This window comes from Bacillus sp. IBL03825, from assembly GCF_024712505.1.
In the GTDB taxonomy this organism is placed as follows: Bacteria; Bacillota; Bacilli; order Bacillales; family Bacillaceae_G; genus Bacillus_A; species Bacillus_A wiedmannii.
This window is the reverse complement of sequence record NZ_JAMXKE010000001.1, coordinates 4,551,798-4,575,726: the sequence shown is the minus strand read 5'-3', so window position 1 is coordinate 4,575,726 and position 23,929 is coordinate 4,551,798. Positions and strand designations below refer to the sequence as shown.

The 23,929-nt window shown below is 35.2% G+C and carries 32 protein-coding genes and 2 pseudogenes; 21 read left to right on the top strand and 13 right to left on the bottom strand.

All coding sequences use genetic code 11. The annotated features are described in order from the left end of the window. Positions 1–36: 36 nt before the first annotated feature. The gene (locus NHG49_RS23475; RefSeq protein ID WP_088048013.1) at positions 37–672 is read right to left on the bottom strand and encodes a DUF1796 family putative cysteine peptidase; all 636 of its coding nucleotides are present in this window, start codon (positions 670–672) and stop codon (positions 37–39) included. Between the two features lie 137 nt (positions 673–809). On the opposite strand from NHG49_RS23475, the gene NHG49_RS23470 reads away from it, so the two are divergent. Then, a complete protein-coding gene (locus NHG49_RS23470) occupies positions 810–1,643 on the top strand; it encodes an EcsC family protein (RefSeq protein WP_088048014.1) in 834 nt (277 codons plus the stop codon). Between the two features lie 32 nt (positions 1,644–1,675). On the opposite strand, the gene NHG49_RS23465 is transcribed toward NHG49_RS23470, so the two are convergent. After that, on the bottom strand, positions 1,676–2,338 hold the full coding sequence (locus NHG49_RS23465; RefSeq protein ID WP_048544413.1) for a YitT family protein: 663 nt from the start codon (positions 2,336–2,338) through the stop codon (positions 1,676–1,678). Positions 2,339–3,193: 855 nt separating this feature from the next. On the opposite strand from NHG49_RS23465, the gene NHG49_RS23460 reads away from it, so the two are divergent. Continuing rightward, positions 3,194–3,388, top strand: coding sequence for a hypothetical protein (locus tag NHG49_RS23460; RefSeq protein WP_000910293.1), 195 nt, complete (start codon positions 3,194–3,196; stop codon positions 3,386–3,388). A 29-nt stretch (positions 3,389–3,417) separates the two neighbouring features. Here the strand turns inward: NHG49_RS23460 and NHG49_RS23455 are convergent, their stop codons facing one another. Beyond that, positions 3,418–3,735 carry a hypothetical protein gene (locus NHG49_RS23455; RefSeq protein WP_064474585.1) on the bottom strand — a complete coding sequence of 106 codons (318 nt, stop codon included), beginning with the start codon at positions 3,733–3,735 and terminating at the stop codon, positions 3,418–3,420. Positions 3,736–3,901: 166 nt separating this feature from the next. Here NHG49_RS23455 and NHG49_RS23450 point away from each other — a divergent pair, with 166 nt between their 5' ends. Continuing rightward, positions 3,902–5,107 (top strand): argininosuccinate synthase, encoded by a 1,206-nt coding sequence (locus tag NHG49_RS23450; RefSeq protein WP_258126568.1) that lies wholly within the window; start codon positions 3,902–3,904, stop codon positions 5,105–5,107. After that, positions 5,104–6,492: an argininosuccinate lyase gene (gene argH / locus NHG49_RS23445; RefSeq protein ID WP_088048016.1), complete on the top strand. Its 1,389-nt coding sequence runs from the start codon at positions 5,104–5,106 to the stop codon at positions 6,490–6,492. Before NHG49_RS23450 ends, argH begins: the two co-directional genes overlap by 4 nt. 76 nt (positions 6,493–6,568) lie before the next feature. On the opposite strand, the gene NHG49_RS23440 is transcribed toward argH, so the two are convergent. Then, on the bottom strand, positions 6,569–6,748 hold the full coding sequence (locus NHG49_RS23440) for a hypothetical protein (RefSeq protein WP_064474588.1): 180 nt from the start codon (positions 6,746–6,748) through the stop codon (positions 6,569–6,571). Between the two features lie 94 nt (positions 6,749–6,842). On the opposite strand from NHG49_RS23440, the gene NHG49_RS23435 reads away from it, so the two are divergent. Both NHG49_RS23435 and NHG49_RS23430 read left to right on the top strand, forming a co-directional pair. Next, positions 6,843–7,538 carry a hypothetical protein gene (locus NHG49_RS23435; RefSeq protein ID WP_088048017.1) on the top strand — a complete coding sequence of 232 codons (696 nt, stop codon included), beginning with the start codon at positions 6,843–6,845 and terminating at the stop codon, positions 7,536–7,538. A gap of 83 nt (positions 7,539–7,621) precedes the next feature. Then, complete coding sequence (locus NHG49_RS23430) at positions 7,622–8,044, top strand: VOC family protein (protein ID WP_088048018.1); 423 nt, start codon at positions 7,622–7,624, stop codon at positions 8,042–8,044. A 266-nt stretch (positions 8,045–8,310) separates the two neighbouring features. On the opposite strand, the gene NHG49_RS23425 is transcribed toward NHG49_RS23430, so the two are convergent. Then, positions 8,311–8,769 carry a universal stress protein gene (locus NHG49_RS23425; protein ID WP_001066680.1) on the bottom strand — a complete coding sequence of 153 codons (459 nt, stop codon included), beginning with the start codon at positions 8,767–8,769 and terminating at the stop codon, positions 8,311–8,313. A gap of 147 nt (positions 8,770–8,916) precedes the next feature. On the opposite strand from NHG49_RS23425, the gene NHG49_RS23420 reads away from it, so the two are divergent. Then, complete coding sequence (locus NHG49_RS23420; RefSeq protein WP_088048143.1) at positions 8,917–9,708, top strand: SDR family oxidoreductase; 792 nt, start codon at positions 8,917–8,919, stop codon at positions 9,706–9,708. A gap of 213 nt (positions 9,709–9,921) precedes the next feature. Continuing rightward, positions 9,922–11,055, top strand: a complete 1,134-nt coding sequence (gene ald / locus NHG49_RS23415; protein WP_001219390.1) for an alanine dehydrogenase — start codon at positions 9,922–9,924, stop codon at positions 11,053–11,055. Positions 11,056–11,106: 51 nt separating this feature from the next. Here the strand turns inward: ald and NHG49_RS23410 are convergent, their stop codons facing one another. Both NHG49_RS23410 and NHG49_RS23405 read right to left on the bottom strand, forming a co-directional pair. Continuing rightward, on the bottom strand, positions 11,107–11,532 hold the full coding sequence (locus NHG49_RS23410) for a hypothetical protein (protein WP_258126567.1): 426 nt from the start codon (positions 11,530–11,532) through the stop codon (positions 11,107–11,109). After that, complete coding sequence (locus tag NHG49_RS23405) at positions 11,529–11,792, bottom strand: helix-turn-helix transcriptional regulator (protein WP_141554606.1); 264 nt, start codon at positions 11,790–11,792, stop codon at positions 11,529–11,531. Before NHG49_RS23405 ends, NHG49_RS23410 begins: the two co-directional genes overlap by 4 nt. A 131-nt stretch (positions 11,793–11,923) precedes the next feature. Between NHG49_RS23405 and NHG49_RS23400 the strand changes: the two genes are divergently transcribed. The 6 genes and pseudogenes from NHG49_RS23400 to NHG49_RS23375 all read left to right on the top strand — a co-directional run bounded on the left by NHG49_RS23400 (position 11,924) and on the right by NHG49_RS23375 (position 14,404). Further along, positions 11,924–12,352, top strand: a complete 429-nt coding sequence (locus tag NHG49_RS23400) for a hypothetical protein (RefSeq protein WP_064474593.1) — start codon at positions 11,924–11,926, stop codon at positions 12,350–12,352. Between the two features lie 43 nt (positions 12,353–12,395). Beyond that, complete coding sequence (locus NHG49_RS23395; RefSeq protein ID WP_064474594.1) at positions 12,396–12,728, top strand: cupin domain-containing protein; 333 nt, start codon at positions 12,396–12,398, stop codon at positions 12,726–12,728. Next, entirely contained in the window at positions 12,725–13,513 is a 789-nt protein-coding gene (locus tag NHG49_RS23390) for a GNAT family N-acetyltransferase (protein WP_064474595.1), read from the top strand. The genes NHG49_RS23395 and NHG49_RS23390 overlap by 4 nt, the downstream gene beginning before the upstream one ends. Before the next feature lie 2 nt (positions 13,514–13,515). Further along, a complete protein-coding gene (locus NHG49_RS23385; protein ID WP_088048021.1) occupies positions 13,516–13,860 on the top strand; it encodes a DUF6176 family protein in 345 nt (114 codons plus the stop codon). Between the two features lie 92 nt (positions 13,861–13,952). Next, positions 13,953–14,134: pseudogene (locus NHG49_RS31500) on the top strand (anti sigma factor C-terminal domain-containing protein); the annotation flags it as partial. Between the two features lie 63 nt (positions 14,135–14,197). Further along, the gene (locus NHG49_RS23375; RefSeq protein WP_001248905.1) at positions 14,198–14,404 is read left to right on the top strand and encodes a hypothetical protein; all 207 of its coding nucleotides are present in this window, start codon (positions 14,198–14,200) and stop codon (positions 14,402–14,404) included. Positions 14,405–14,417: 13 nt separating this feature from the next. Here the strand turns inward: NHG49_RS23375 and NHG49_RS23370 are convergent, their stop codons facing one another. Beyond that, positions 14,418–15,245 (bottom strand): DUF2785 domain-containing protein, encoded by an 828-nt coding sequence (locus tag NHG49_RS23370; RefSeq protein WP_088048022.1) that lies wholly within the window; start codon positions 15,243–15,245, stop codon positions 14,418–14,420. A 94-nt stretch (positions 15,246–15,339) separates the two neighbouring features. Here NHG49_RS23370 and NHG49_RS23365 point away from each other — a divergent pair. Continuing rightward, positions 15,340–15,714 (top strand): annotated as a pseudogene (locus tag NHG49_RS23365) (hypothetical protein). A 40-nt stretch (positions 15,715–15,754) separates the two neighbouring features. On the opposite strand, the gene pepQ reads toward NHG49_RS23365, so the two are convergent. Then, on the bottom strand, positions 15,755–16,852 hold the full coding sequence (gene pepQ, locus NHG49_RS23360; RefSeq protein ID WP_088048023.1) for a Xaa-Pro dipeptidase: 1,098 nt from the start codon (positions 16,850–16,852) through the stop codon (positions 15,755–15,757). Between the two features lie 149 nt (positions 16,853–17,001). Here pepQ and NHG49_RS23355 point away from each other — a divergent pair, with 149 nt between their 5' ends. Further along, entirely contained in the window at positions 17,002–17,685 is a 684-nt protein-coding gene (locus NHG49_RS23355; RefSeq protein ID WP_088048024.1) for a metal-dependent hydrolase, read from the top strand. A 40-nt stretch (positions 17,686–17,725) separates the two neighbouring features. Here NHG49_RS23355 and NHG49_RS23350 read toward each other — a convergent pair whose 3' ends face one another. Then, a complete protein-coding gene (locus NHG49_RS23350; protein WP_088048025.1) occupies positions 17,726–17,887 on the bottom strand; it encodes a hypothetical protein in 162 nt (53 codons plus the stop codon). 244 nt (positions 17,888–18,131) lie between these two features. Here NHG49_RS23350 and NHG49_RS23345 point away from each other — a divergent pair, with 244 nt between their 5' ends. From NHG49_RS23345 to NHG49_RS23330, 4 genes are all read left to right on the top strand, one after another. Then, a complete protein-coding gene (locus NHG49_RS23345; RefSeq protein ID WP_000201565.1) occupies positions 18,132–19,445 on the top strand; it encodes a CBS domain-containing protein in 1,314 nt (437 codons plus the stop codon). 148 nt (positions 19,446–19,593) lie between these two features. After that, positions 19,594–19,917, top strand: a complete 324-nt coding sequence (locus NHG49_RS23340; RefSeq protein WP_064474600.1) for a hypothetical protein — start codon at positions 19,594–19,596, stop codon at positions 19,915–19,917. A 76-nt stretch (positions 19,918–19,993) separates the two neighbouring features. Further along, positions 19,994–20,935 (top strand): phosphotransferase enzyme family protein, encoded by a 942-nt coding sequence (locus NHG49_RS23335; protein ID WP_064474601.1) that lies wholly within the window; start codon positions 19,994–19,996, stop codon positions 20,933–20,935. Positions 20,936–21,022: 87 nt separating this feature from the next. Beyond that, positions 21,023–21,286, top strand: a complete 264-nt coding sequence (locus NHG49_RS23330) for a DUF3949 domain-containing protein (RefSeq protein WP_048544372.1) — start codon at positions 21,023–21,025, stop codon at positions 21,284–21,286. 17 nt (positions 21,287–21,303) lie between these two features. Here the strand turns inward: NHG49_RS23330 and NHG49_RS23325 are convergent, their stop codons facing one another. Continuing rightward, complete coding sequence (locus NHG49_RS23325) at positions 21,304–21,600, bottom strand: YtpI family protein (RefSeq protein WP_001144772.1); 297 nt, start codon at positions 21,598–21,600, stop codon at positions 21,304–21,306. A gap of 238 nt (positions 21,601–21,838) precedes the next feature. On the opposite strand from NHG49_RS23325, the gene NHG49_RS23320 reads away from it, so the two are divergent. After that, positions 21,839–22,771 (top strand): DHH family phosphoesterase, encoded by a 933-nt coding sequence (locus NHG49_RS23320; RefSeq protein ID WP_048562137.1) that lies wholly within the window; start codon positions 21,839–21,841, stop codon positions 22,769–22,771. 234 nt (positions 22,772–23,005) lie between these two features. On the opposite strand, the gene ytrI is transcribed toward NHG49_RS23320, so the two are convergent. Then, positions 23,006–23,509: a sporulation membrane protein YtrI gene (gene ytrI / locus NHG49_RS23315; RefSeq protein ID WP_064474603.1), complete on the bottom strand. Its 504-nt coding sequence runs from the start codon at positions 23,507–23,509 to the stop codon at positions 23,006–23,008. Further along, positions 23,506–23,919 (bottom strand): YtrH family sporulation protein, encoded by a 414-nt coding sequence (locus tag NHG49_RS23310; protein WP_002008713.1) that lies wholly within the window; start codon positions 23,917–23,919, stop codon positions 23,506–23,508. The genes ytrI and NHG49_RS23310 overlap by 4 nt, the downstream gene beginning before the upstream one ends. Between the last annotated feature and the right edge of the window lie 10 nt (positions 23,920–23,929).

The window sequence follows — 23,929 nt, the reverse complement described above, 5'->3', positions numbered from 1 at the left end:
TGATTATAAGGCAGTGTGTAATAAAAAGTATCGTGTTTAAGCTTGCGGTCTAATCGTGATCCCATCAAATAAATCATTCCAAAATGCTTCATTGTACTGGTATACATCCATAATAGGGCATTTTATAACACAAATGTTTTGTAATCCCCAATCTTCTTGGGCGATAGTTGGTACATCTTCAGGAATGAGTAATAGGACAGAGAATGTATGTTTAACTATTTGAGATAAAATTTGTTCCAAGGAACGTGCTTCTTCGTATGTTCCTCCAGTTCGAATAAACGATATGGATTCTGCCGTTTCCATTGTAGTTAGAAAACGATGAATTCGATGCTCATAGTTTAACTTAATTTCTGTATAAGAAGGCCAAGATGTTGGTGTGTTTACATCTGTTTTAAAGTCGTGGCAGGAGTCGATTTCATATAGGTTGTCACGGAGTCTTAATTTCGCACCATCATCCCAAAATGAGATGAAGGATAAGTTTTCGAACTGTAAAAAACGGTCAAATCGATTTTGTAATAATACATTCACTTTTTCTAATGAAGGGCTTAGCATAAAATCGATAACGCCAAAAAAGGGTGATAAATAGAATTGATATAAAGCCCAAGCAGGCCAGCAGTTTTGTCCTAAGCTGAATACTGCATTATATTCTTTTTTTATATTGGATAGATTCATGTGATTTATCTCATCCTTTTTGCTAATATTTTATGTCACTAAAAAATGGTATGTGAATAAAGATAGACAAGCATATTTGCAAAGAATAAGCAGAAATATGTTACAATAGAAAAAAATCGAACGAGGTGGTTGTTACGATGCGATCGAAGCGAGAACAAGCCATTTTAGACAATATAAAAGAATGGGAATCGCAATTAGTTGAGCAAGAAGCGACTGATTTTCAAAAAATGTTTGATAAATGGGTACATAATACAATTGCGAAATTGCCGGAGAAAAAACGAAAAGATTTCTTTACGAAAGCAGATGGATGGCTCTTTCATTTGCATGCATTGATTCAAAGTTCACAATCACAATTAGATGCGCGTAATCGTATTTTGGGAACGTCGAGATTATTTGATGAATCGATTGAGCAACTAGAAGATTTGAAAGCATTATCTATTGATCAATTAACATACATAGCAGAGCAACAAACAGCACGACATCGCCTATATTCATTCGTACAAGGCGGAGCAACGGGTGCTGGGGGTTTATTATTATTAACAGCTGATTTTCCGGTTATGATCGCGTTAAATGTGAAAGCTGTTCAACTTATTGCAACATCATTTGGACATGATGTGAACAAGCCTTATGAAATGATGCTTGCGTTAAAGGTGTTTCATGCGTCATTACTACCAGGAAGGCTTCAGCAATACGCATGGTACAATTTACTGCAAGAGCTAGAGCAAGAAGATTCGTTCTTTTATGAAGGAGACGAAGCGGTGTTACAGCCAGCTTCTACTGAAGTTGTGTTAAAACAAATTTTGAAAACATTTTCGATTTATGCTTTACGTCGTAAATTATTCCAAGGTATTCCGGTAATTGGAATGGCAATCGGGTCTACAGTGAACTATCGTTTAACGAGAAACGTTACTGAATTTGCAAATAGATTTTATCAAGTGCGCCACATAGTCGAGAAGGAAAAAAGAGCGTAAAAAAAAGCGAGAGGCCGAAGCCTTTCGCTTTTTTAATTTGTTGCATGCTTTTTGGACATTGGAATAGATACTGGTTGCTTTTCTGCTTTCTTCTCTGCTTTTGGATAATAAATTAAATCCAATGTTTTTGCCTGTACGGCAATCGAAAGAATAGTAAAAGCAATTTCTGTCCAATTTAAATAATATAATGAAAGCGCAAGAACAATCGCGTCAAAGACGAAGAAAATTTGCCCAATTGTAAAACGAGTTCGTTTACTTAATACAATTGTTAAAATATCGTCTCCGCCGGTTGCACCGCCAAATCGCAATATAAAACCGAGTCCAATACCAGCTAACGCACCGCCAACTACTGCAGCTATAAATAAATTATTTGATAAATCGACCGTAAATGGAGAATAATTTTCCATAAGAGAATAAAATACTCCGAATGAAATCGAACCTAGGAATGAATAGCCAACCATTTTTTTACCTAAAAATGAAGCACATAGTAAAATAATTGGGATATCCATAATTACAGTTGAAATGGATGGTGAAATATCATAAAAATTTTGGATGAATAGTGCAATTCCTACAAAGCCACCTTCTGTTAAGTGGTTTTGGAAGTGAATGTGATATAGCGCTGCTGCTAAAATAAATGAACCGATTAAAACCATAAAAATTTCTTTAATAATTTGTCGACTTTGGATGTTCCTCATCGTTATTCCTTCTTTCCGTAGTTAGTAGTCCTTTTTGTGTTGTAAACTAACTACGAGCTCACATGTAGCTTCAGTTAGTTTACGAAAAAAACTAACTACGCTATATGTCGCTGAAGAAATAACGAATAATCCTCTCGTCCATCAATTCTCCCTACCTTCGTTTTAGTTTAAGTCTTAAAACGACTAAACAAAACGTAGAGTAGGATTCTTCATTTAGCAATCCTGCTCTTCTTTGTTTTGTTTAGCTAGTAACAATTAAGTCCTAAACAAAACGCTATGTGTAAGAAGAGTCTTTTTTTTGCCAAATTATCCTTCGGGCAATCATAATTTCCCCACTCTCGTATTTTTTTCGCTAGACTAAAGTATCTGAGCTGAAAAATACGCTACGTGTATGATTCGTCAATACGATGCCACATGCTCCTTCGAGCGATCATGATATCAAAATCCCTTCCTTCAAGATTTATATTATTATATCATACTTTCAAAAAATGTATGCGGATGGAAACCGACAATAAACGGAGGGAATCTACAAAAATTGTTATGTTTAAATATTTTTGTAGAAAAGCCTAAGTTATTTCGTGAAATCGGACAGTGTTTAAAAGTTTGTCCAATAAGTAAGAAAAAGATGGCGTTTATTCAGTTGTATCTTTCTGGTCACCTTTATCTTTAAAAAACGCATCCCAGCTAATCACACTTAAAAAAGTTAAAGCGATAATAATGAAAGCTCGCATAAAATTGAGACCTCCTTTTGTACATAGTATATGAATAATTTGTTTCAGAATGTGTCATTTTTTTACAAGTCTTAATTATTATGAGATTATATCAGTATAGATAGATGAAAGGGAGAGAGAAGATATGCTAAAAGACATGTTCAAAAGAAAAGAATTAGTATGCGTTTCATGTCAGAAAAAGATTCAATATGAAGAAGAGCTCGTTGCTTTTGTAAAGTTGCCAAAGGAAAGAAGTATATTAGTTGGACCGTTTGATGTATGTTTGGCGAAAACAGCACAAGAAATATATTGTAAATCGTGTTACGACAAAAAAGCATGACCCAAAGTGATTGAGGGGCATGCTTTTTTTCATTGGTGTGCTTTCCCCTCAGATACATTTTGAGTGAGTCGATACCAAAGCCAAAGGTCATTAATGATGGAAGCGAGATCGGCAATTTCTGAATTAAGTTTGCAGGAAATTTCGAAGTTTTCTTCGTTATTTAAATGATGCTGTTTTGCATTAATATAGTGTTCAAGCTCTTTTATACGATCAGGAATCTTTCCGCGAACTTGTTCCCATTTTAATAAAATAGCATGCTGCATTTTTTCGGGGATACTTTCCCAGTCTTCTTGTAAATGCGGAATTTCAATTCCTAGATGTTCATCGTATAAGAAATACTTTTCCATCAGTTCACCCCCGTTTTCCTGCTTATATTGTACATAAAAACAGAAAGAAGTTCGACGAAATTGTTTGAAAAAATTTGAAAATGACTCTTGATACATTTTGTAAAAGGTGTTAAAGTGTGTATTATTATAAAAGAAAATGAATATTTATTCTTTAGGGGGATGCAAAATGGAGAAGAAAAAAGTGGTATTAGCATATTCCGGAGGTCTTGATACTTCCGTTGCAATTAAATGGTTACAAGAGAAGAATTATGATATTATCGCGCTTTGTTTAGACTTAGGGGAAGGTAAAGACTTAGCATTCGTAAAAGAAAAGGCACTTTTAGTAGGTGCAATTAAATCATATATGATTGATGTTCAAGAGGAATTTGCAAATGAATATGCATTGATGGCTATGCAAGCACACACGTTATACGAAGGGAAATACCCTCTCGTTTCTGCATTATCTCGTCCACTTATCGCTAAGAAATTAGTAGAAATTGCAGAACAAGAGGGGGCGACTGCAGTTGCACATGGATGTACAGGGAAAGGGAATGATCAAGTTCGTTTTGAAGTTTCTATTCAAGCGTTAAATCCTTACTTAGAAGTGATTGCGCCTGTACGTGAATGGAAATGGTCACGTGAAGAAGAAATTGCATATGCAAAAGAAAACGATGTTCCAATTCCTATTAATTTAGATAGCCCATTTTCAATCGATCAAAACTTATGGGGACGCAGTAACGAATGTGGCATTTTAGAAGATCCATGGGCAGCACCGCCAGAAGATGCATATGAGATGACATTGGCATTAGAAGATACACCGAATAAACCAGAGTTTGTAGAAATTGGCTTTGAAGCAGGAGTACCGACTACTTTAAATGGTACTGTATATTCACTTTCAGAATTAATTAAAAAGTTAAATGCACTTGCTGGAAAACATGGCGTTGGACGTATCGATCACGTAGAAAATCGCCTTGTTGGTATTAAATCGCGTGAAGTATACGAATGTCCAGCAGCAATGACATTAATCACGGCGCATAAAGAGCTAGAAGATTTAACACTCGTAAAAGAAGTAGCGCATTTTAAACCGATGATTGAGCAAAAAATAACAGAACTTATTTATAACGGTTTATGGTTCTCTCCTTTAAAACAAGCGCTTAACGCTTTCTTACAAGAAACGCAAAAGAATGTAACAGGTACAGTGCGTGTGAAACTATTTAAAGGCCATGCGATTGTAGAAGGACGTAAATCTGAGTACTCTTTATATGACGAAAAATTAGCAACATATACTGCTCAGGACGAATTTAATCATGATGCAGCAGTTGGATTCATTTCATTATTCGGTTTACCGACGAAAGTATACAGCCAAGTGAATCAAAAGAAGGTGGAAGCGTGAGCAAACTTTGGGGCGGACGTTTTACAGAAGAAGCGGAAGCGTGGGTTGAAGAGTTTGGAGCATCCATCTCCTTCGATCAACAATTAGTAAATCAAGATATAAACGGAAGTATTGCACACGTAACGATGCTAGCAAAGCAAGGCATCGTTACGAAAGAAGAAGCTGAGAAAATAAAGGTAGGGCTTCAGTATTTATTAAAAGAAGCAAAAGAGAATAAGCTTCAATTCTCAGTAGAAGCAGAAGATATTCACTTAAACATTGAAAAAATGTTAATTGAACAAATTGGCGAAGTAGGAGGGAAACTTCATACTGGGCGAAGCCGTAACGATCAAGTAGCGACTGATATGCATTTATATTTAAAAGAAAAAGTAGAGCATATTATTAAAGCTACAAAACAATTGCAAACGGTTCTTGTTCATCAAGCGGAAAATAATATTGAAACCATTATGCCTGGCTATACGCATTTGCAGCGTGCGCAGCCAATTTCATTTGCGCATCATATTCTCGCTTACTTTTGGATGTTAGAGCGTGATGTGAATCGTTATGAAGATTCATTAAAGCGCATTAACATTTCACCATTAGGAGCAGGAGCATTAGCTGGGACAACATTCCCGATTGACCGAGAATATAGTGCGGAGCTTCTTGGATTTAATGGAATCTATGAAAATAGTTTAGATGCAGTAAGCGATCGTGATTTCATACTGGAGTTCCTAAGTAACTCATCTATGCTCATGATGCACTTATCACGCTTCTGCGAAGAACTTATTTTATGGAGTAGCCAAGAGTTTCAATTTATTGAAATGAGCGATCAATACGCAACGGGAAGCAGCATTATGCCGCAAAAGAAAAATCCAGATATGGCGGAACTAATCCGCGGTAAAACGGGCAGAGTGTACGGTAATTTATTTAGTTTACTTACAGTCATGAAAGGATTACCGCTCGCTTACAATAAAGACTTGCAAGAAGATAAAGAAGGAATGTTTGATACAGTAAAAACAGTAGAAGGATGCCTTCATATTATGGCAGGCATGTTAGAGAAGATGACTGTCAACAAAGAAAAGATGGGGCAAGCTGTAACGCAAGATTTCTCAAACGCAACAGAAATTGCTGACTACTTAGCAAGTAAAGGACTACCATTCCGTCAAGCTCATGAAATTGTTGGGAAGCTAGTGCTACACTGCACACAAAAAGGAATTTATTTACTAGATGTACCACTAGCAACATATAAAGAAATGAGCTCATTATTTGAAGAAGATTTGTATGAAGTTCTTTCACCATATGCAGCTGTAAAGCGTCGTAACAGTGCTGGCGGGACAGGATTTGAGCAAATTGAGAAAGCTTTGGAGAAGGCGAAAGGATTAGTTAGAGAGTTCGTTGGAAGTTGATTGGTTTATAGGGCAGAAGGTACGCGAATCTTAGTAGAGAGAAGCGTACCTTTTTTGTGATTTTTATAGCTTAAAGTTAATCATACTTATGCCGATCTTCTGTAATTCGAATATACTCAATATCCATCAAATCACGTAGTAATGCACCATTACTTAGTTCCACACCATGTTTTTCTTTAAAATGTGTACGGATTGTATGTAACATTTCGAGCTCTTTCCCGTTCACATCTAAAATAATACGTTCAGAATCATTCATGTAGCATCCTCCTTTTTTAACATATATATTTTGTCCGTCTATTTCTAAAAAATGTATGTTAACCTAAAGTTAGGAAATCAGAAAGGAATGGACAATGAGACGTATTTATTTTATAGGGATAATTTTGTACACGCTAATTGTATTACATGTTGCATTCCCAAACATCTTTTCATTTAAGGATGTAGAAACAGTACACGTTGGGATATTTATCTTTATTCTATTTGTAGTAGATTGCTGTATTTCAATATGGCTTTCGAAAAGAAAACATGTACAAGATAAAAAAGAAATGGAACGGAAAAAGAGAAAACGTTCATTTTGGATGATGACGTATTGTTTTTCTTTAGCGATTGCTGCTGCTTTTTTTAGTGAGAATATTCCATTGGAAAGATTCGGTATTGGATTTGGAGCGTTCGTATTCGCATACTATTTTTTCGTGCACTTTCTTCCTTATATGAAAGAAAAGCGAGGAGAAGAGGAAGATCCGCTTGTAGAAGAAGCGAGAGAGCAAGAGCATAAGAGAATAGAAGAAGATATAAAGAAGCTCGGAGAACAAAAATGGTATTTAAAATCTAAAATCATATATGTTCTTTGCTTCATTACGCCGCCAATCGGTTATTTGTATGTGTTCTTGCTTCGTAAAAAAATGACAGAAGATGCAAAGCAAACGTACTTAACGATTGCGACGATCATGATGGCATTATGGTCTTTGAAGTTCTTACCGCCATATGTGTTGGCAGTAGCTGTTGTAGTGGTTGTTTGTCTTGTATTTATAGTGAAGTATGTGAAATGAAGAAAAACAAGAACCTGTGTTATTAAGCTAATAGATAGATTAAAGCAAGAAATGTTATACTACAATTTGCTTATTTAGTAATAATAGTTCAATCAATAGTTCATATCGCATTAGTAGTAAAAGACTACGATGAGGCAATAGAGTTCTATACAAAGAAACTAAATTTCACACTAGTCCAAGATATATATCAGCCAGAGCAAAACAAAAGATGGGTAGTGGTATCTCCTCCTGGTTCAGTCGGCACCACAATATTACTGGCTAGAGCATCTAAACCTGAGCAAGATTCCTTTATCGGTAACCAATCAGTCGGCAGAGTTTTTCTTTTCTTAAATACTGACGATTTTTGGAGAGATTATAATGAAATGATTTCAAGAGGAATAGAATTTGTGAGAGAGCCGAAAGAGCAAGAATATGGAATAGTTGCAGTATTCAAGGATTTGTACGGGAATTTATGGGATTTGTTACAACTAAAAGATGACCATCCAATTGCTCAAAGAATTAAGTAGAATACAGTTTAAACTTGATTAAACAATCAATTGAAAAATGAGGATTTTAAAATCCATGCAAGAGTAGAGAAAAAACAGAGAAGATTTATTTTTATGAGTAACATTAAACATCTTTATTCTTCTTACACAGTCGTGAAAAAAGGAGTGGATTACCCACTCCTTTTTTATCATTATTTAACAACATGTATTTATTGTTCATTCAAGCCTAAAGCTTCATTTCCCTTATCCACCAGTAAAACATGTGGACTTGGTGTTTTATTTATAAATTAAAGATCGCCTTGCTCCTCATCACCACGAACAACAAGGACATCGCATTTCGCATAGCGAATAATATGTTCAGAGACGCTACCAATTAGGAAACGCTCAACAGCATTTAAACCAGTTGCACCACACATAATTAAATCTACTTTATGGTTTGGAGCAATTTCTTTTGAAATTTTAGATTTAGGATTACCAAATTCTAATACAGTTTCAATTTTTTCAAGGCCAGCTTCAAGCGCAGTTTTTTTGTAGTCTTCTAATAAGTCTTCTGCAAATAGATTTGCACGTTCAGCGATTGCGCGGCTATAAGCTTCTACTGCTGAGTATGCTTTTACATCAACGATATGAGCAATTGTTAATGTTGCATTGTTACGTTTTGCGACTTGAATTGCTTTTTTAAAAGCTCTTTCTGCTTCTTTAGAACCGTCCACCGCGATTAAAATATTTGTATATGTATTATTCATAGTAAATTCCTCCCAATCATTTTTATTACCGTTTACAACTTTATTATAAAACAAATTTTGGTAATGTGCTTGTCGGAAACGTTACAGAATTTTGAAAACTTTGCTTTAATTCATTTTAGTTGTAATTGGGGCGAGAACTTGTTACATATGAAGTATAGCAATTTAAAAGGAGGCATGTTTGTGAGACACGCGCTCATTACAGCCGGTACGAAAGGTTTAGGAAAGCAAGTAACAGAAAAGTTATTGGCTAAAGGATATTCAGTAACAGTAACATACCATAGCGATATGGCGGCTATGGAAACGATGAAAGAAACATATAAAAATATGGAAGAGCGTCTACAATTCGTGCAAGCGGATGTCACGAAAAAGGAAGATTTACATAAAATAGTAGAAGAAGCGATAAGCCATTTTGGCAAAATTGACTTTTTAATTAATAATGCTGGTCCATATGTATTTGAACGAAAAAAGTTAGTTGATTATGAAGAAGACGAATGGAATGAAATGATTCAGGGTAATTTAACAGCGGTGTTTCATTTGTTGAAACTTGTCGTTCCAGTTATGAGAAAACAGAACTTTGGTCGTATTATTAATTACGGATTCCAAGGGGCAGATAGTGCACCAGGATGGATTTATCGTTCAGCTTTTGCAGCAGCGAAAGTAGGACTTGTTTCATTAACAAAAACAGTTGCTTACGAAGAAGCAGAATATGGTATTACTGCAAATATGGTATGTCCTGGTGATATTATTGGTGAAATGAAAGAAGCGACAATTCAAGAAGCACGTCAGTTGAAAGAACGTAACACACCAATTGGTAGATCTGGAACAGGTGAAGATATCGCAAGAACGATTTCGTTTTTATGTGAGGACGATTCCGATATGATTACCGGTACAATTATTGAAGTAACTGGTGCAGTAGATGTTATTCATAGACATCGATAGAATAAAATAAAGTGAAGTCTCGAATAATTGGACAGTTTATCCTGTATGCTGAGAGGTGCGGATAATACTGTCCTTTAATGTAAGGTTAAATCTATCGGAAAGCTTGTATTAATTTTTGTCAAATATTGAGATATTATGTTAAAATATAAGAGCATAGAAAGCGCTTTAAAAAATGATTCAGGGGTCATTTCATAACTCAAGGGGGAACTAATAATGCGTATCGGTATTCCAACAGAAATTAAAAACAATGAAAACCGCGTGGCGATGACGCCAGCGGGAGCTGTACATTTAGTACAAAATGGTCATGAAGTTTTTGTTCAAAAAGGAGCAGGTATAGGATCAGGCTTTACAGATGAAGAATACGTACAAGCTGGTGCGAAACTTGTTGAAACTGCTGAAGAAGCATGGAATCAAGATATGGTTATGAAGGTAAAAGAGCCAGTTGCAAGTGAATACGGCTATTTCCGCGAAGGTTTAATTTTATTCACATACTTACACTTAGCTCCAGAACCAGAATTAACGAAAGCATTAATTGATAACAAAGTGGTATCAATTGCATACGAAACAGTGCAATTAGACAATCGTTCTTTACCATTACTTGCACCTATGAGTGAAGTAGCTGGTCGTATGTCTGCACAAATCGGTGCACAATTCCTTGAGAAAAACAAAGGTGGTAAAGGTATTTTACTCGCAGGCGTTCCAGGGGTAAAACGCGGCAAAGTAACAATTATCGGCGGTGGTCAAGCTGGTACAAACGCAGCGAAGATTGCAGTAGGTTTAGGTGCAGATGTAACAATCATCGACTTAAGTGCAGAACGTCTTCGTCAATTAGACGACATTTTCGGTAACCAAGTAAAAACGTTAATGTCTAATCCATACAACATTGCAGAAGCTGTAAAAGAGTCTGATCTTGTTATTGGTGCGGTATTAATTCCAGGTGCAAAAGCGCCAAAACTTGTAACAGAAGAAATGATTCAATCAATGGAACCAGGTTCTGTCGTTGTAGATATCGCGATTGACCAAGGTGGTATTTTTGAAACAACTGACCGTATTACAACTCACGACAACCCGACTTACGAAAAACATGGCGTTGTTCATTATGCAGTTGCTAATATGCCAGGAGCAGTTCCACGTACATCAACTCTTGCATTAACAAACGTAACAGTACCATATGCAGTACAAATTGCGAACAAAGGCTACAAAGATGCTTGCTTAGGAAACACTGCATTACTAAAAGGTATTAACACATTAGATGGATACGTAACATTCGAAGCAGTTGCAGAAGCTCATGGCTTACAATACGCTGATGCGAAAGAGCTTCTTGAAAAAGCTCCTGCTTTATCATAATAGAAATACATGTAAGCCCCTCCTTTTGTAAGGAGGGGCTTTTTACTTGGGTTAATTGTCTAGTTTCTTTACAATTCTCAATCCGAACATCATTGTAAAGAAAAGAATGCCGAACAAGTAATACAAGGCATACTCAACTCGTATCATCGAATTTTTGTCAGTGATATATAAAATAAATAGTATCGCAGAACCGATTAAATGAGAGAGGCCGAAAATTTGCGCCATAAGTTTTAAACTCATCTTCTCGATTCTTTCATCCATCTCAGGTAATGGATATTTCTCGGAATCGTTCTTTTTTTTCTTAAAGAATATTCGTTTCACTATGAATAGTATTAAGGCTAAGAGTATGTATACGCCAGTGAATAGAAGGACAGAACTAATCTTTTCTTCATCATTATTATTGAAATAAAGAAAAGTTGAACCTAACAATAAAATGGTAAGATGCGAAATGAACTCTTGATTAAAAGTATTTTTCATTCTTTTTCCTCCCCAGTTTTATCTAATTGAAATAAATCTTCTACTTTACAGTTGAAAAACTCACATAATTTCAATGCTAATTCTAAACTCGGGTTGTATTTATTCTTCTCGATAGCGATGAGGGATTGTCTAGTGATTTGAACAGAGGAAGCTAATTGTTCTTGGGTGATGTCTCTAACGACGCGGAATTGTTTCACCTTATTTTTAATCAAATATACAAAGTCTCCTTTTTGTAAATTTGTTACATTTATCATATCCATTTTTAGGTAATAAGTAAATAAAACTTTACAAAAAGTAAACAAAACTTTACGTAAAATATAGCTTGTTATGATGTTGTTTTTTGTGATAATTTGGAATTAAATGAAAAGTGAAAGTCCATAGAGGGGATTCAATGGGGAGTAAAAATAGGAAGAAAAAGCAAGCCAAAAGACAAAAGTATATAAAGAAAAAACAGGAACAGAACATACCTCTTTCAAAAAAAGTAGTCATTATGATAGAAAAAACATTTCGGTATATTTGTATGGTCCTGTATGTAATTTTGTGTCTTTATTCAGCTAGGGTGTTTTACAGTTTTGGGATAACACCCAATATTATTGAGAATGTTTTTGGATATATCCTTGTCGCAATAGAGTTAGTCTTATTCTTTATATTATTTAATAAAGTATGGCCTAGTCATGAAAGTAAGAGGGATAGGAAAAGCAAAAAGAGCAAAAAATCTTCATCCGATTCAAGCTCATCAAGCGGATTTGGTGATTATAGTAGCAACGATTGTAGCAGCTCAAGTGATGGTGGAGGAGATTGCGGAGGTGGCGGAGACTAAGTTAGTTTTCAGAAGAACGACTAGTGAAAGGGTGAGATGAAATATGGAAACTGTGAATTTATTAGAATTAACAAAGGACATTCAAGATCAACACAAAAATTTCGTCGTTTCAAATGTAAATAATCATTGCTTACGAATCGCCGTATTTACTGGTGAATATGATTGGCACTATCATTCTAATTCGGATGAATTGTTTATTGTGTTAGAGGGAGAACTACTTATCGATTTTGAAGATGGAGAGACGGCGGTTTTAAAGCCAAATGATTCTATCTTAATTCCAGCGTGCAAGATCCATAGAACGAGAGCATTAAAGAGAACAGTAAATCTTTGTTTTGAAAATATAGAAGCTGATACGATTAAAGTGGAGCAGTTATGAAAAAATTATCTGTAGCCGAGTATAGAAAAATCCTTCCGATTTTAGAAAGTAATACAGGAACGACGACGTTTGCTTATGCGGTATGTGACCAAATGATAGATGGTGAGATTTTTGCCAACGAGAAGTTAACAGCAGGATTAATTCGTACAGCTAATGGTATCTATTATTTATTTGGTGATACTTATGATCAAAATTATAACGAAGATTTATTTTCCTATTTAAAAATGGCTATTGAAACAACAGAGAAGAGATTTACACTCTTCACTTCGAGTGACGAGTGGGAAATGATGATTGAAGGGCGTTTTAGTAATGCACTTCGGGACATGCCTCGAATGAAATTCCAACGAGAAATTTCTGAAGAGAGAAAACGAGATGCAAACAAAAATACATATGAAGTGAAGCGTATTGATAAAAGTGATATAGAACGAAGTAGTGAATTTACAGAGGAGTATTATAAAGAATATTGGGGATCAAAAGAGCTATTTTTGAACGGTGGTTTCGGATTTTGTATAGAACAAGATGGGATAATTGTAGCTGAATGTGTTTCGATATTTAGTGGGAATGGATTTGCTGAAATTGATATTGTGACGCAGGAAGCATATCAAGGGAAAGGATTAGCCCAAGCTGTTGCACAACGGTTCATTGAACATTGCACACAAAATGATATTACACCGTGCTGGGATTGTTATGTAGACAATATTCCTTCGCAAAAATTAGCTAGTAAATTAAGTTTTTATAATCCAATAGAATATAGATTGTTTGTACGTAAGAAAACGGGGGAATAAAAATGAATGTGGAGTTAACGAGATTTAAGGTGAAACAAGGTAAAAGTCATCGTGTAGATGAATGGATGCAGCTTCTTAATGGCAATATGAAAGAAGTGCTTTTGACACTAAACGACGAAAAGATGTACGTTGAGACAATTTTCCGGGAAATAAGAGATGGAGAAGAGTACTTATATTGGTATTCTGTGCAAGGAGAAGGCGGGGCTCTTGTCGAAAATTCTCATCATGAAATTGATAAAAAGCACTTAGCGTTTTGGTATGAATGTATTGATGAAGAAGCACGGTCTGTTGATATGAAAACAGAAGTCGTTATGATTCAAGATGTTGTGAAGGAAGCGATGAAATAATAGAATAGTATGTTGGAGAGAAGTGCATCAAAATAGGTGTGCTTTTTATTTTGAAAAAATTTTAAAAAGAAAAGTGTTATTTAGATATCTTTGAAAATAAAGGAGGATGTCAAAAGAAATTTAGGACAAACTATAATGAGATGAAAACTTCGAATCAAAAGACCTACCAATATACGGTGTAGTTGCAACAGGCAAAACAGAGGATTTACAAAGTTTACAAGGAGCACCATATATTAAGGCTGCTGTTAGAGGTGTAACAGTTGAGAAATATTGATTACAAGCGATAAATGTGAATAATCAGAAAATTTATGTTATAATATGGGAAAAGGAGGTTCATATGAGGCAAATACATGGAGCAATTTATATTTACATAACAATGTTTTTCGTGGCGATATCCTATGGATTAGGGCACGTGTATTCGCATCCTATACTAACTTTTTTGAGCGGAGCATGTATGGCGTTTGCGCTTCTTGTCCACCTTTTCTCAGTTTGGATCGTGAAATTTCAATTAAATATTAGTGAAATAGAAGAAGGCACTTTTTAAAGGGCCTTCTTTTTTAGTAATGTTGGCGAAGTCCTTGTAGTAATTTTTCAATTTCGTATTCAGTTTCTTTACATATAGACATTGTACGTAATCTGAAAAATAAGCTACGTAAGAAAGATTTTATATTTCCGTATAGAAACTCGTACGATTCAATATGTAGTGTTTGTTTTTGGACTGGTAATTGGTCTACTAAGTCATGAAGAGCTGCTATGAGTACTTCTTCCTTTAGACCATTTTGTAGCATTGAGACAATCGGATAAACGAGTCGTTCGTCTTCTTCATGTTTATAGTAAATAGAATGGACACAAACTTTGTTTAATAAAGTTTGTAATATTTCTTCGTAATATAAAGTTTCCAGTTTAGGACTACGAACAAGCGCTTCAAATGTATCAGAAGCATGAGCGATACTGTGTGCCCAGCCGTGGTCTTGAACATATCCACGGAAATCATGTTCATTGTTCATATATAGAATCAATTGATCTTTTACAGTTAAAATATCATTCTGTGATAAGAAATTATATTTTGTATCAGCATCAATAATGAGCGCAAGTAATAATGTCGTAAATGCACGAGTAAATACAGCATCTTCGTCATCCGAATGAATTTTATACAATAAATATTTTTCACTAATGCTTTCTAATAATAGTTTCTGTAATTGTGTGTGTGAAATGTAGTCCTTTTTGATGAGATGGTAAAAAGTAGAGTAAATAAGTTTGTCTCTTAAATAGCTATCGGTAACACCGATATGCTCAAACATATTGGAACTTAAAGAATCAATGTTAAGTGTGTTATCCAATATGTAATTATTATTACGAATTTCTTCTAACTGTTGTTGTAACATATAAACCTCCTATTTTAGAAAATTCTGTATTTTTATAATATGATAAGAGGGAGAAATAGACAATAAATAAGTGCTTTTGAATGGAGGGGGCATTATGAAGAGAGCGTTATTCTTTTTCATTAGTATTTTCTTTTTAGGAAGTTGTTCGATTTCGTATGTTACTTTTTCTAGCGAGAGCAAAAGTTGGACGGGGCAATATAAAGGGTATATTAAGGATGACAGTGAAGATGGAATGTTTACGTTTCAATATAAGGGCGGAGATGGAAAGACAGAATTTTAAAATTTAGAGATTGCTATTAATGGAGCCTTTAGTGCAATGACAGAAACGTCAGAAGTTCATAAAGGAGCAAGGATTGAAATGAAATCTTCTTGTGTAAGTTGTGCACCTCTATCTAAAGATGAACCGATAGAAGTTGTAATTAAATGGGATGATAAGTATGAGGAGAAGATGGTGTTAAATTTGAAATAGTAGAGAAATAAAAAAAGGCAGCACTTACGCTGCCTTTTTATTATTTCACAAATTGTAATTCTTTCGGGAATTTCGTTAAAATTTCTGACCCGTCTTGTGTGATGTAAATATCATCTTCAATACGAACGCCACCTACGTTTGGTACGTAAATACCTGGCTCGATTGTGAAGACCATACCTTCTTTTAATGGAGACTCGTTACCAGCTTTTACATCTGGATATTCGTGTACGCTAATTCCAAGTCCGTGACCAAGGCGGTGTGGGAAGAAGTCGCCGTAACCTGCATCTGCGATAACAGAACGAGCAGCGTTGTCGATTGCGCCAAGTGTAACACCTGGTTTACATGCTTCAACTGCTTGTAGTTGTCCAGCAAGTACAGTGTTATAAATGCGAGTTTGTTCTTCAGAAATTTCACCGAATGCCACTGTACGTGTAATGTCAGAGCAATAACCTTCAATGATTACGCCTAAATCAAATAGTACGAAATCGCCGCGTTTCATTTTGTTTGCACCTGGAATACCGTGTGGAAGAGCAGAGTTTGCACCTGCTAATACCATCGTATCAAATGACATTTTATGTATGCCTTTTGTTTTTAATTCGTGTTCAATAATTGCTAATACTTCTAGCTCGCTACGATTTTCTTTAATTGCATTTACACCAACTTCAACAGCGTAGTCCGCCATTTTAGCTGCTTCGCGTAAAATAGAAAGTTCTTTTTCATCTTTAATTAAGCGAAGTTCACGAACTTTCTCCTCAGCTGATTTGAAAGCTGCATTTGGGAATAACTTTGTTAATTCTTCGTAGCGCTCTACGTTTAAATGTTCTTTTTCAATTGCAACTGCATTTGCATTGATGCCGCGGTCTTTAATTGCTTTTGCAATCATATCCCATGGTCTGTCAGTATCAGTAAATCCGATAATTTCATGTGCCCAGCCAGCGTTACGCGCTTGACCTTCTTCCATTTTAGGGCAAATTAAAATAGGTTCTTTTTCTTGGAATACAAACATGCCAAGAAGTCTTTCGTGTGGTTCACAGTGGAAGTTTGTCATGTAGAAAACGTTTGGTGTAGAAGTTAAGAACGCAGCTTCTACGTTTTTTTCTTTTAGCCATTGCATTAAATTTTCTAATCTAGCATTCATCGATTGGCACCCCCGAAATATTTAATTACAAATATAACTTTACATCGGAGGAAAGCGTTATGACAAGTAAATCGATGTTAGAAAAGACAGGGAATTGAAAAATCATGTAGAATAAAAAGTGAGAATGTGAATAGGGGAGGAATGTAATAATGAAAGTATCTTATCATGGACATTCAGTTGTAAAAATTGAAACGAATGGAAAAGTGATTTTAATTGATCCATTTTTAACTGGAAATCCGAAGACAGATTTAAAGGCCGAAGATGTAAAAGTAGATGCGATTCTTTTATCACATGGACATGGTGATCATGTTGGAGATACAGTAGAGCTTGCGAAGAAAAATAATGCAGTTGTTGTGGCACCATTTGAACTAGCGACATTTTTAAGTTGGCAAGGTGTAAATACACATCCGATGCATATTGGTGGTTCGCATGAATTTGACTTCGGAAAAGTGAAGTTTACACAAGCATTCCACGGTTCTAGTTATATTGATGAAGAAAATAAGACGATTACATATACAGGTATGCCAGCAGGTATTTTATTTACAGCAGAAGAGAAAACTGTATACCATGCAGGAGATACCGCTCTATTCTCTGATATGAAATTAATAGGGGAACTGAATAACATTGATATAGCGTTTTTACCAATTGGTGATAATTTCACAATGGGACCAGAAGATGCTGTTTTAGCAGCGAAATGGACTCAGGCGAAAACTGTTGTACCGATGCATTACAATACGTTCCCAGTAATTGAACAAGACCCATATCAATTTGTAGAAAAGCTACAAAATTGTACAGGAAAAGTATTAGAAGCTGGAGAAAGTATTACACTATAGAAAAGAAACCCTTCATTTGAAAAGACAAGTGAAGGTTTTTTTACGTGTGTAGGACAGCTTTTAAAGGTTGTACTTGTTTTGATGATTTTTTTCTTTTTGGAAGTGGCTGTTCAGGTGTTTCATTCAATTCCATTGCAACTTTTTTTCCGTCTACGAAAGCTAAAAATACAGCACTTACAACTTCTAATAATTTTTTCATCATATATCCGCTCCTTTGTTTCATTTCTTGTCTTCATTGTATATTGAAGCGGCTGGACAAACTATCGAACGAGATGACAAAACCATTCCATTGTTGTAATAGAAGAAGTAGTGTCATGTAAGCCGTATTTTGTTATAAAAAAAATAGTACAGATATATAAAGAGAGAGTGTAACAGTTTTGAAAATATAGTATACTAAAAATACAACACATGAAGAATTTAGGGAAAAGAAAGTATGGTGAAACCATTTGGCTACCAAGCATAACCAAATTTTAGAACATATTAATGGCCTGCCAGTAGGGCATAAAATTTCTGTAAGGCAAATTGCAAAAGATTTGAGTGTAAGTGAAGGGACAGCTTACCGTGCAATTAAAGATGCAGAAAATAAAGGATATGTTAGTACGATTGAACGTGTCGGAACAATTCGAATTGAACAAAAGAAGAAAGAGAATATTGAAAAGCTGACATATGCAGAAGTCGTTAACATTGTCGATGGTCAAGTACTTGGGGGCAGAGAGGGACTACATAAAACGTTAAATAAATTCGTAATCGGGGCAATGAAATTAGAAGCGATGATGCGCTATACAGAAGCTGGAAACTTACTTATTATCGGTAACCGTACGAACGCACATCAATTAGCGTTAGAAGCCGGAGCTGCGGTATTGATTACGGGCGGATTTGATACGGAAGATCATGTGAAGAAATTAGCAGATGAATTAAAATTGCCGATTATTTCAAGTAGTTACGATACATTTACAGTTGCGACGTTAATTAACCGTGCAATTTACGATCAGCTTATTAAGAAAGAAATTGTCCTCGTTGAAGATATTTTAACGCCAATTGAAGAGACGTTATATTTAAAGCCGAATGATACAGTGCAACAATGGCATGCGTACAATGAAGAAACGATGCATGGGCGTTATCCAATTGTTGATGAAAATAAAAAGGTGTTAGGTATCGTAACTTCAAAAGATATGATTGGTGTAGCGAAAGAAACACCAATTGATAAAGTAATGACAAAGCATCCAATTACGGTAAATGGAAAAATGTCTGTCGCAGCTGCAGCACGTATGATGGTGTGGGAAGGAATTGAGTTACTTCCTGTTGTTGATGAAGGAAATAAACTGCAAGGTATTATTAGCCGTCAAGATGTACTTCAGGCGTTGCAAATGATTCAGCGTCAACCACAAGTCGGTGAAACAATCGATGATATTGTAACGAATCAATTTATGACGCCGAAAGAAGCGAAAAATGAACATTTATATCAATTTTCAGTGACGCCGCAAATGACGAATTCAATCGGAACGTTATCTTACGGTGTATTCGCAACGATTGTGACGGAAGCAACGAATCGCGTTATTCGTGCCCAAAAGAAGAGCGATTTAATTGTTGAGAACTTAACAATTTATTTCGTAAAACCAGTTCAAATTGATAATGTTGTATCCGTACATCCGAAAGTATTAGAAATTGGGCGTAAATTTGGTAAGGTTGATGTAGAAGTGCATCATGAAGGCAATGTTGTCGGGAAAGCATTACTTATGGTGCAGTTGATCGATAAATAAAAAGATGGAGCAGACCGCTTTGGTTTGTTCCATCTTTTTTGTTAAAAGGATAGAAACAAAAAATAAATAACGTATCATTTCATATTTATAATAAAAATACTAAACAATTTGAAGATGTGGAAATGGAATAGTGATAAGGAGGAAGCGAATGGGCGGAATTCTTTTCTTTTTAGTTGTCATATGTTTCATCATTATTCATGTGTTAACGCATAGAAGAATGGACGCTATTAAAAAGAGGCTTTATTTTGTAAGTTTGACTCTTGCTAGTATAGGTGCCTTGATTCCTATATCAGGAGAAAATGAGCCGGATTTTCTTTACTTTGGTGTACCGGCTGAAACGTTTGTTTATTATGGTGGGTGGGAATGTTGGTTTAATCCATTAGTTTTTTTCTTTAACTTTATTTTGTTTTATTGGATTTTGAAGCTATTGTTTAAGTTACGTAAGAGTTCGGATAGAGAAGTGAAAAAATAGAAGGATATGTATCAATGTGGATAGAAAATTGGTTGTTAGTCGATTACGCTTCACTAGAGGAACTAGGGGGAGAAGGATGGATTTTCACACTAAAGAGCAGTTATGTAAGCAATATAATTTAAATAGTTTTACGAAAGTTTCATTGTTACATGGGGGAGAAAATCAAACATATATATTCGAATCGGACAAAAATAAATTTGTAGTTAGGCAGTACAGAGAAGGACGTTATACATGCGAGCAAATAGAGGCTGAAATACATTGGTTAATAGCGATGCAAAAACAAATGTTAGTACCAGAAGTAGTGGTAAATAAAAATGGTGATTGGATTACATCTGTTATGAAAGATGAAGGGAATATCCAGTATTTTGTTGTCTTTAGGTTTATAAACGGAAGTGAAATTTTAGAACTAAGGGATAGGGACTATGAAAAACTCGGATCATTAATGCGAAAGTTTCATGAAAAAACAAATGAAGTGCTCAAAAGAGTGCCGCAAACTTGGAGAGGTTATGAAAGGCCTATATATAGTGAGAAAAAGATAATCCACGAGCCTTTACAACGATTACTAAATGCTTCATTTCTATCGAATGCGGATAAGCATAAGTGCATAAGAATTGCAGAAAGAATACAAGAACTTGCAAATTTAACTCAATTAGGAGAAAAACAATTTGTTCATGGTGATATGCATTTTGGCAATATTCTTGTAGACAAAGAGGATTGGTATTTACTCGATTTTGATGAATGTGGATTTGGGTATAAAGAGTTTGATATTGGTGTTCCGAGATTGCATTTAATTGCTTCGGGACAGTTAGAAGACGCATGGGGGAATTTCATGATGGGATATGGGGAAAATATTTCGGAAGCAGCTATTCGACTTGGGACTGCTTCGAGAATTTTTTATATGGCGGGAAAGATTCCGTTAAGGATTGATATCGAACCTATTAGAAAAGATCCTGGTGCTTTTATTCGGCGATATGTTCAGTATGCTGAAAAAGAGTTATGTGGAGAGACGGTTACATAAAGAAGACAGAATAGTAATTCAATTAGGTTGTATATTATGTTATAATTCAATTGTAAGAAAATGGATTTCAGGAAGGTGGTATGCATTATGTCATCAGAAGTGCTCTTTTTTGGTGGAATCGCACTCTTTTACTTTCTTGTGATGATACCGTTTCAATATTTATACTTACAAGGTTTACATGAAAAAAAGAAACGAACAGGATTATCTCAGCGAGAACTATATGAAAAAATGTCTTTTGAAGAAGAACAATTACATTTTCACGTACAAGGCAACCCCTTTAATATACCTTCTGCTTTTGTTGCATATATGATTTTAAAAGTTAAGGGACGTAAAAAAGCATCACAATATTGATGCTTTTTTATGTTGCTTCAGACAGATTCAGCTTCTTCAACTGCTAATGGTAAGAAATGTTTGTATTGGCGAAATCCATTAAATACACTTGCACTACCAAATAGAACAAATAAAACACCAACGATAATTCGAGCGGTTGAAAGTTCTAAAAAGAATTGGTTTATCCCAAAGAATAAGACGAATGAACCAAGTGCCATTGCGGATTTTCCAGAGAGCCAACCTTTCTCCATTGGGCGGTTTGTACGAAAGTATTTTGTTTTGTAGAAGAGGTACAACATAAATGAGACGATAATACAGAAGACTAATACTGGCATAATGCACACTCCCATCGCTTTGTGAAAAATAATAGTGGAGAAAAAATAAATATCTAAACTTTCTAACTTTTATTATAAAGCAATTGTTCGCATGTATGAAATACTTTCCGTTATAATGGAGGATAAAGTGAAGCTTTAATTAGTGTGAGGATGTTTCTGCGCTAATGATTTGCCCGCACCAATTGGGCTTTTACTGCACGTTAAAGTGAAGAAGTTGAGTGAAAAGGAGATTATACATATGCATGAGCAAATTTTAGGAGCAATTAAAGAGTTTGATACAATTATTATTCATCGTCATGTGCGTCCAGATCCAGATGCATTAGGTTCACAGGGCGGTCTGGGTACAATTCTACAAGAATCGTTTCCAGAGAAAAATATTTATACGGTTGGGTACAATGAACCGTCACTAGAATATTTACGAGTAATGGATGATATTGAAGATAGTGTATATGAAAATGCACTTGTTATCGTATGTGATACTGCGAACCAAGAACGTGTTGACGATCAACGCTATGCAAAAGGGAAGATGTTAATTAAAATTGATCATCATCCGAATGAAGATCCGTACGGAGATATTACATGGGTAGATACGACAGCAAGTTCTACAAGTGAAATGATTTATGAGTTTTACAGTTATGGAAAAGATAAAGGATTACAGATAACGAAAGAAGCAGCTCGTCTTATTTTAGCGGGTATTGTTGGGGATACAGGTCGTTTCTTATTCCCGAATACAACAGCGAAAACACTTCGTTACGTGAGTGAACTTGTTGATATGGATGTGAAGTTCACAGATTTATACAATGAAATGTATAAGACGAAAGAAAAGATTGCTCGTTTAAACGGCTATATTTTACAAAACTTTACGATGGTAGAAGAAGGAGCAGCTTACATTAAATTAACGAAAGAAGTATTAGAAAAGTTTGATGTACTTCCTTCTGAGGCATCTGGCGTTGTTGGAGCACTTGGTAATATTGATGGATTAAAGTCATGGGTTCTATTTTTAGAGGAAGACGATGTGATTCGTGTTCGTCTTCGCTCAAAAGGACCAGTGATAAATAAATTAGCAATGCAATATAATGGCGGAGGGCATCCGATGGCTTCTGGTGCAAAAGCATCTTCTTGGGAAGAAGCGGATCGTCTTTTTGCTGATTTACGTGAGCTGTGTAGATAAAAAATTGTATGTTGAACGAAAAAAGAAGGAGGGCGCTTAAGCCCTTCTTTTTTGTTTTTTAAATGAAACATCAATAAATAGGGGTTTTTTGTTATTTATGAGATTGATTTGATGGAATAATGAAAAACTCCCAAAAACGTCTTTTTTTATGTTTTAAGAGAACCCTCATGACGATAATAAAATAAAAAGCCCCTCCATCTATCGAGTTATATATGTCGATAAAGTGGAGGGATTTTATTTTTCTTTTTCTATAGCAATGCTAATTTCAAGCACGGTATCAAAAGATATTGTATCGACTTTAAAGCGGTATAGACGATCGTAATGTTTATACGTTTTATTTTCGATTGCTTTTTTGAGTAGGTCTTTATTTTTTGCGATACTTTGTATGTTTTTCGTTAAAAGATGCTGGAGGTCATTATGAATAGAAGTGGTCATATTTTCGAGTGTAAGATTGTCTAAATCGTATTTTTCTCGATTGATTATTTTTATTTTAATCTCTTGAATAGTTAAGAGTCGTTTATTTTCTGTATTCAATTTTTCTTGATCTTCGAGAAGGACGTGGAGCTTTGCTTCTTGTTTTTCTATAATTTCTTTTTGTTCTGCTATTTTAATAGCTTGTTCTTCTTGAAAAACACCGTATATGTACAAAAAAATAAACCAGCTCAACACGCCTCCAACAGCAGCACCAGCTAAAACTAAATACCATCTTTTTGCTGTATTGGCACTTGGTACTCTCATACATGTTCCTGCGTTAGCCATTTAATAATAATAAGACCGGTTTGCATACCACCCGTTGCGAAAAAAATAAGGAGAATTTGTTTTACGATATCTTTCATATCTCCGCCAAAGAAACTTCTTTCAAAGCTATAAAAAGTATCAAATGTTCCGCCAATTGCTGCAACGAGTGCCCAAATTCTTAAATTTTGGGCGAATTGATTAATGTAAGTTAGAGTTGGTTTTCCGATAAGAAATGCACCAAATCCACCAATTAATGAACCACCAAGTATAACCCCAAAGGCAATAAAATAACTAATAATAAGCAGAGAGAAAAAAGTATGTTCTCTTACATCCATCGTCATTCCCCTTTCTTCTTCATATATATGGACAAAGTATAAGAAGTATGTTTTGATTTCCGCTTTCCTCATCACCTATAATAAA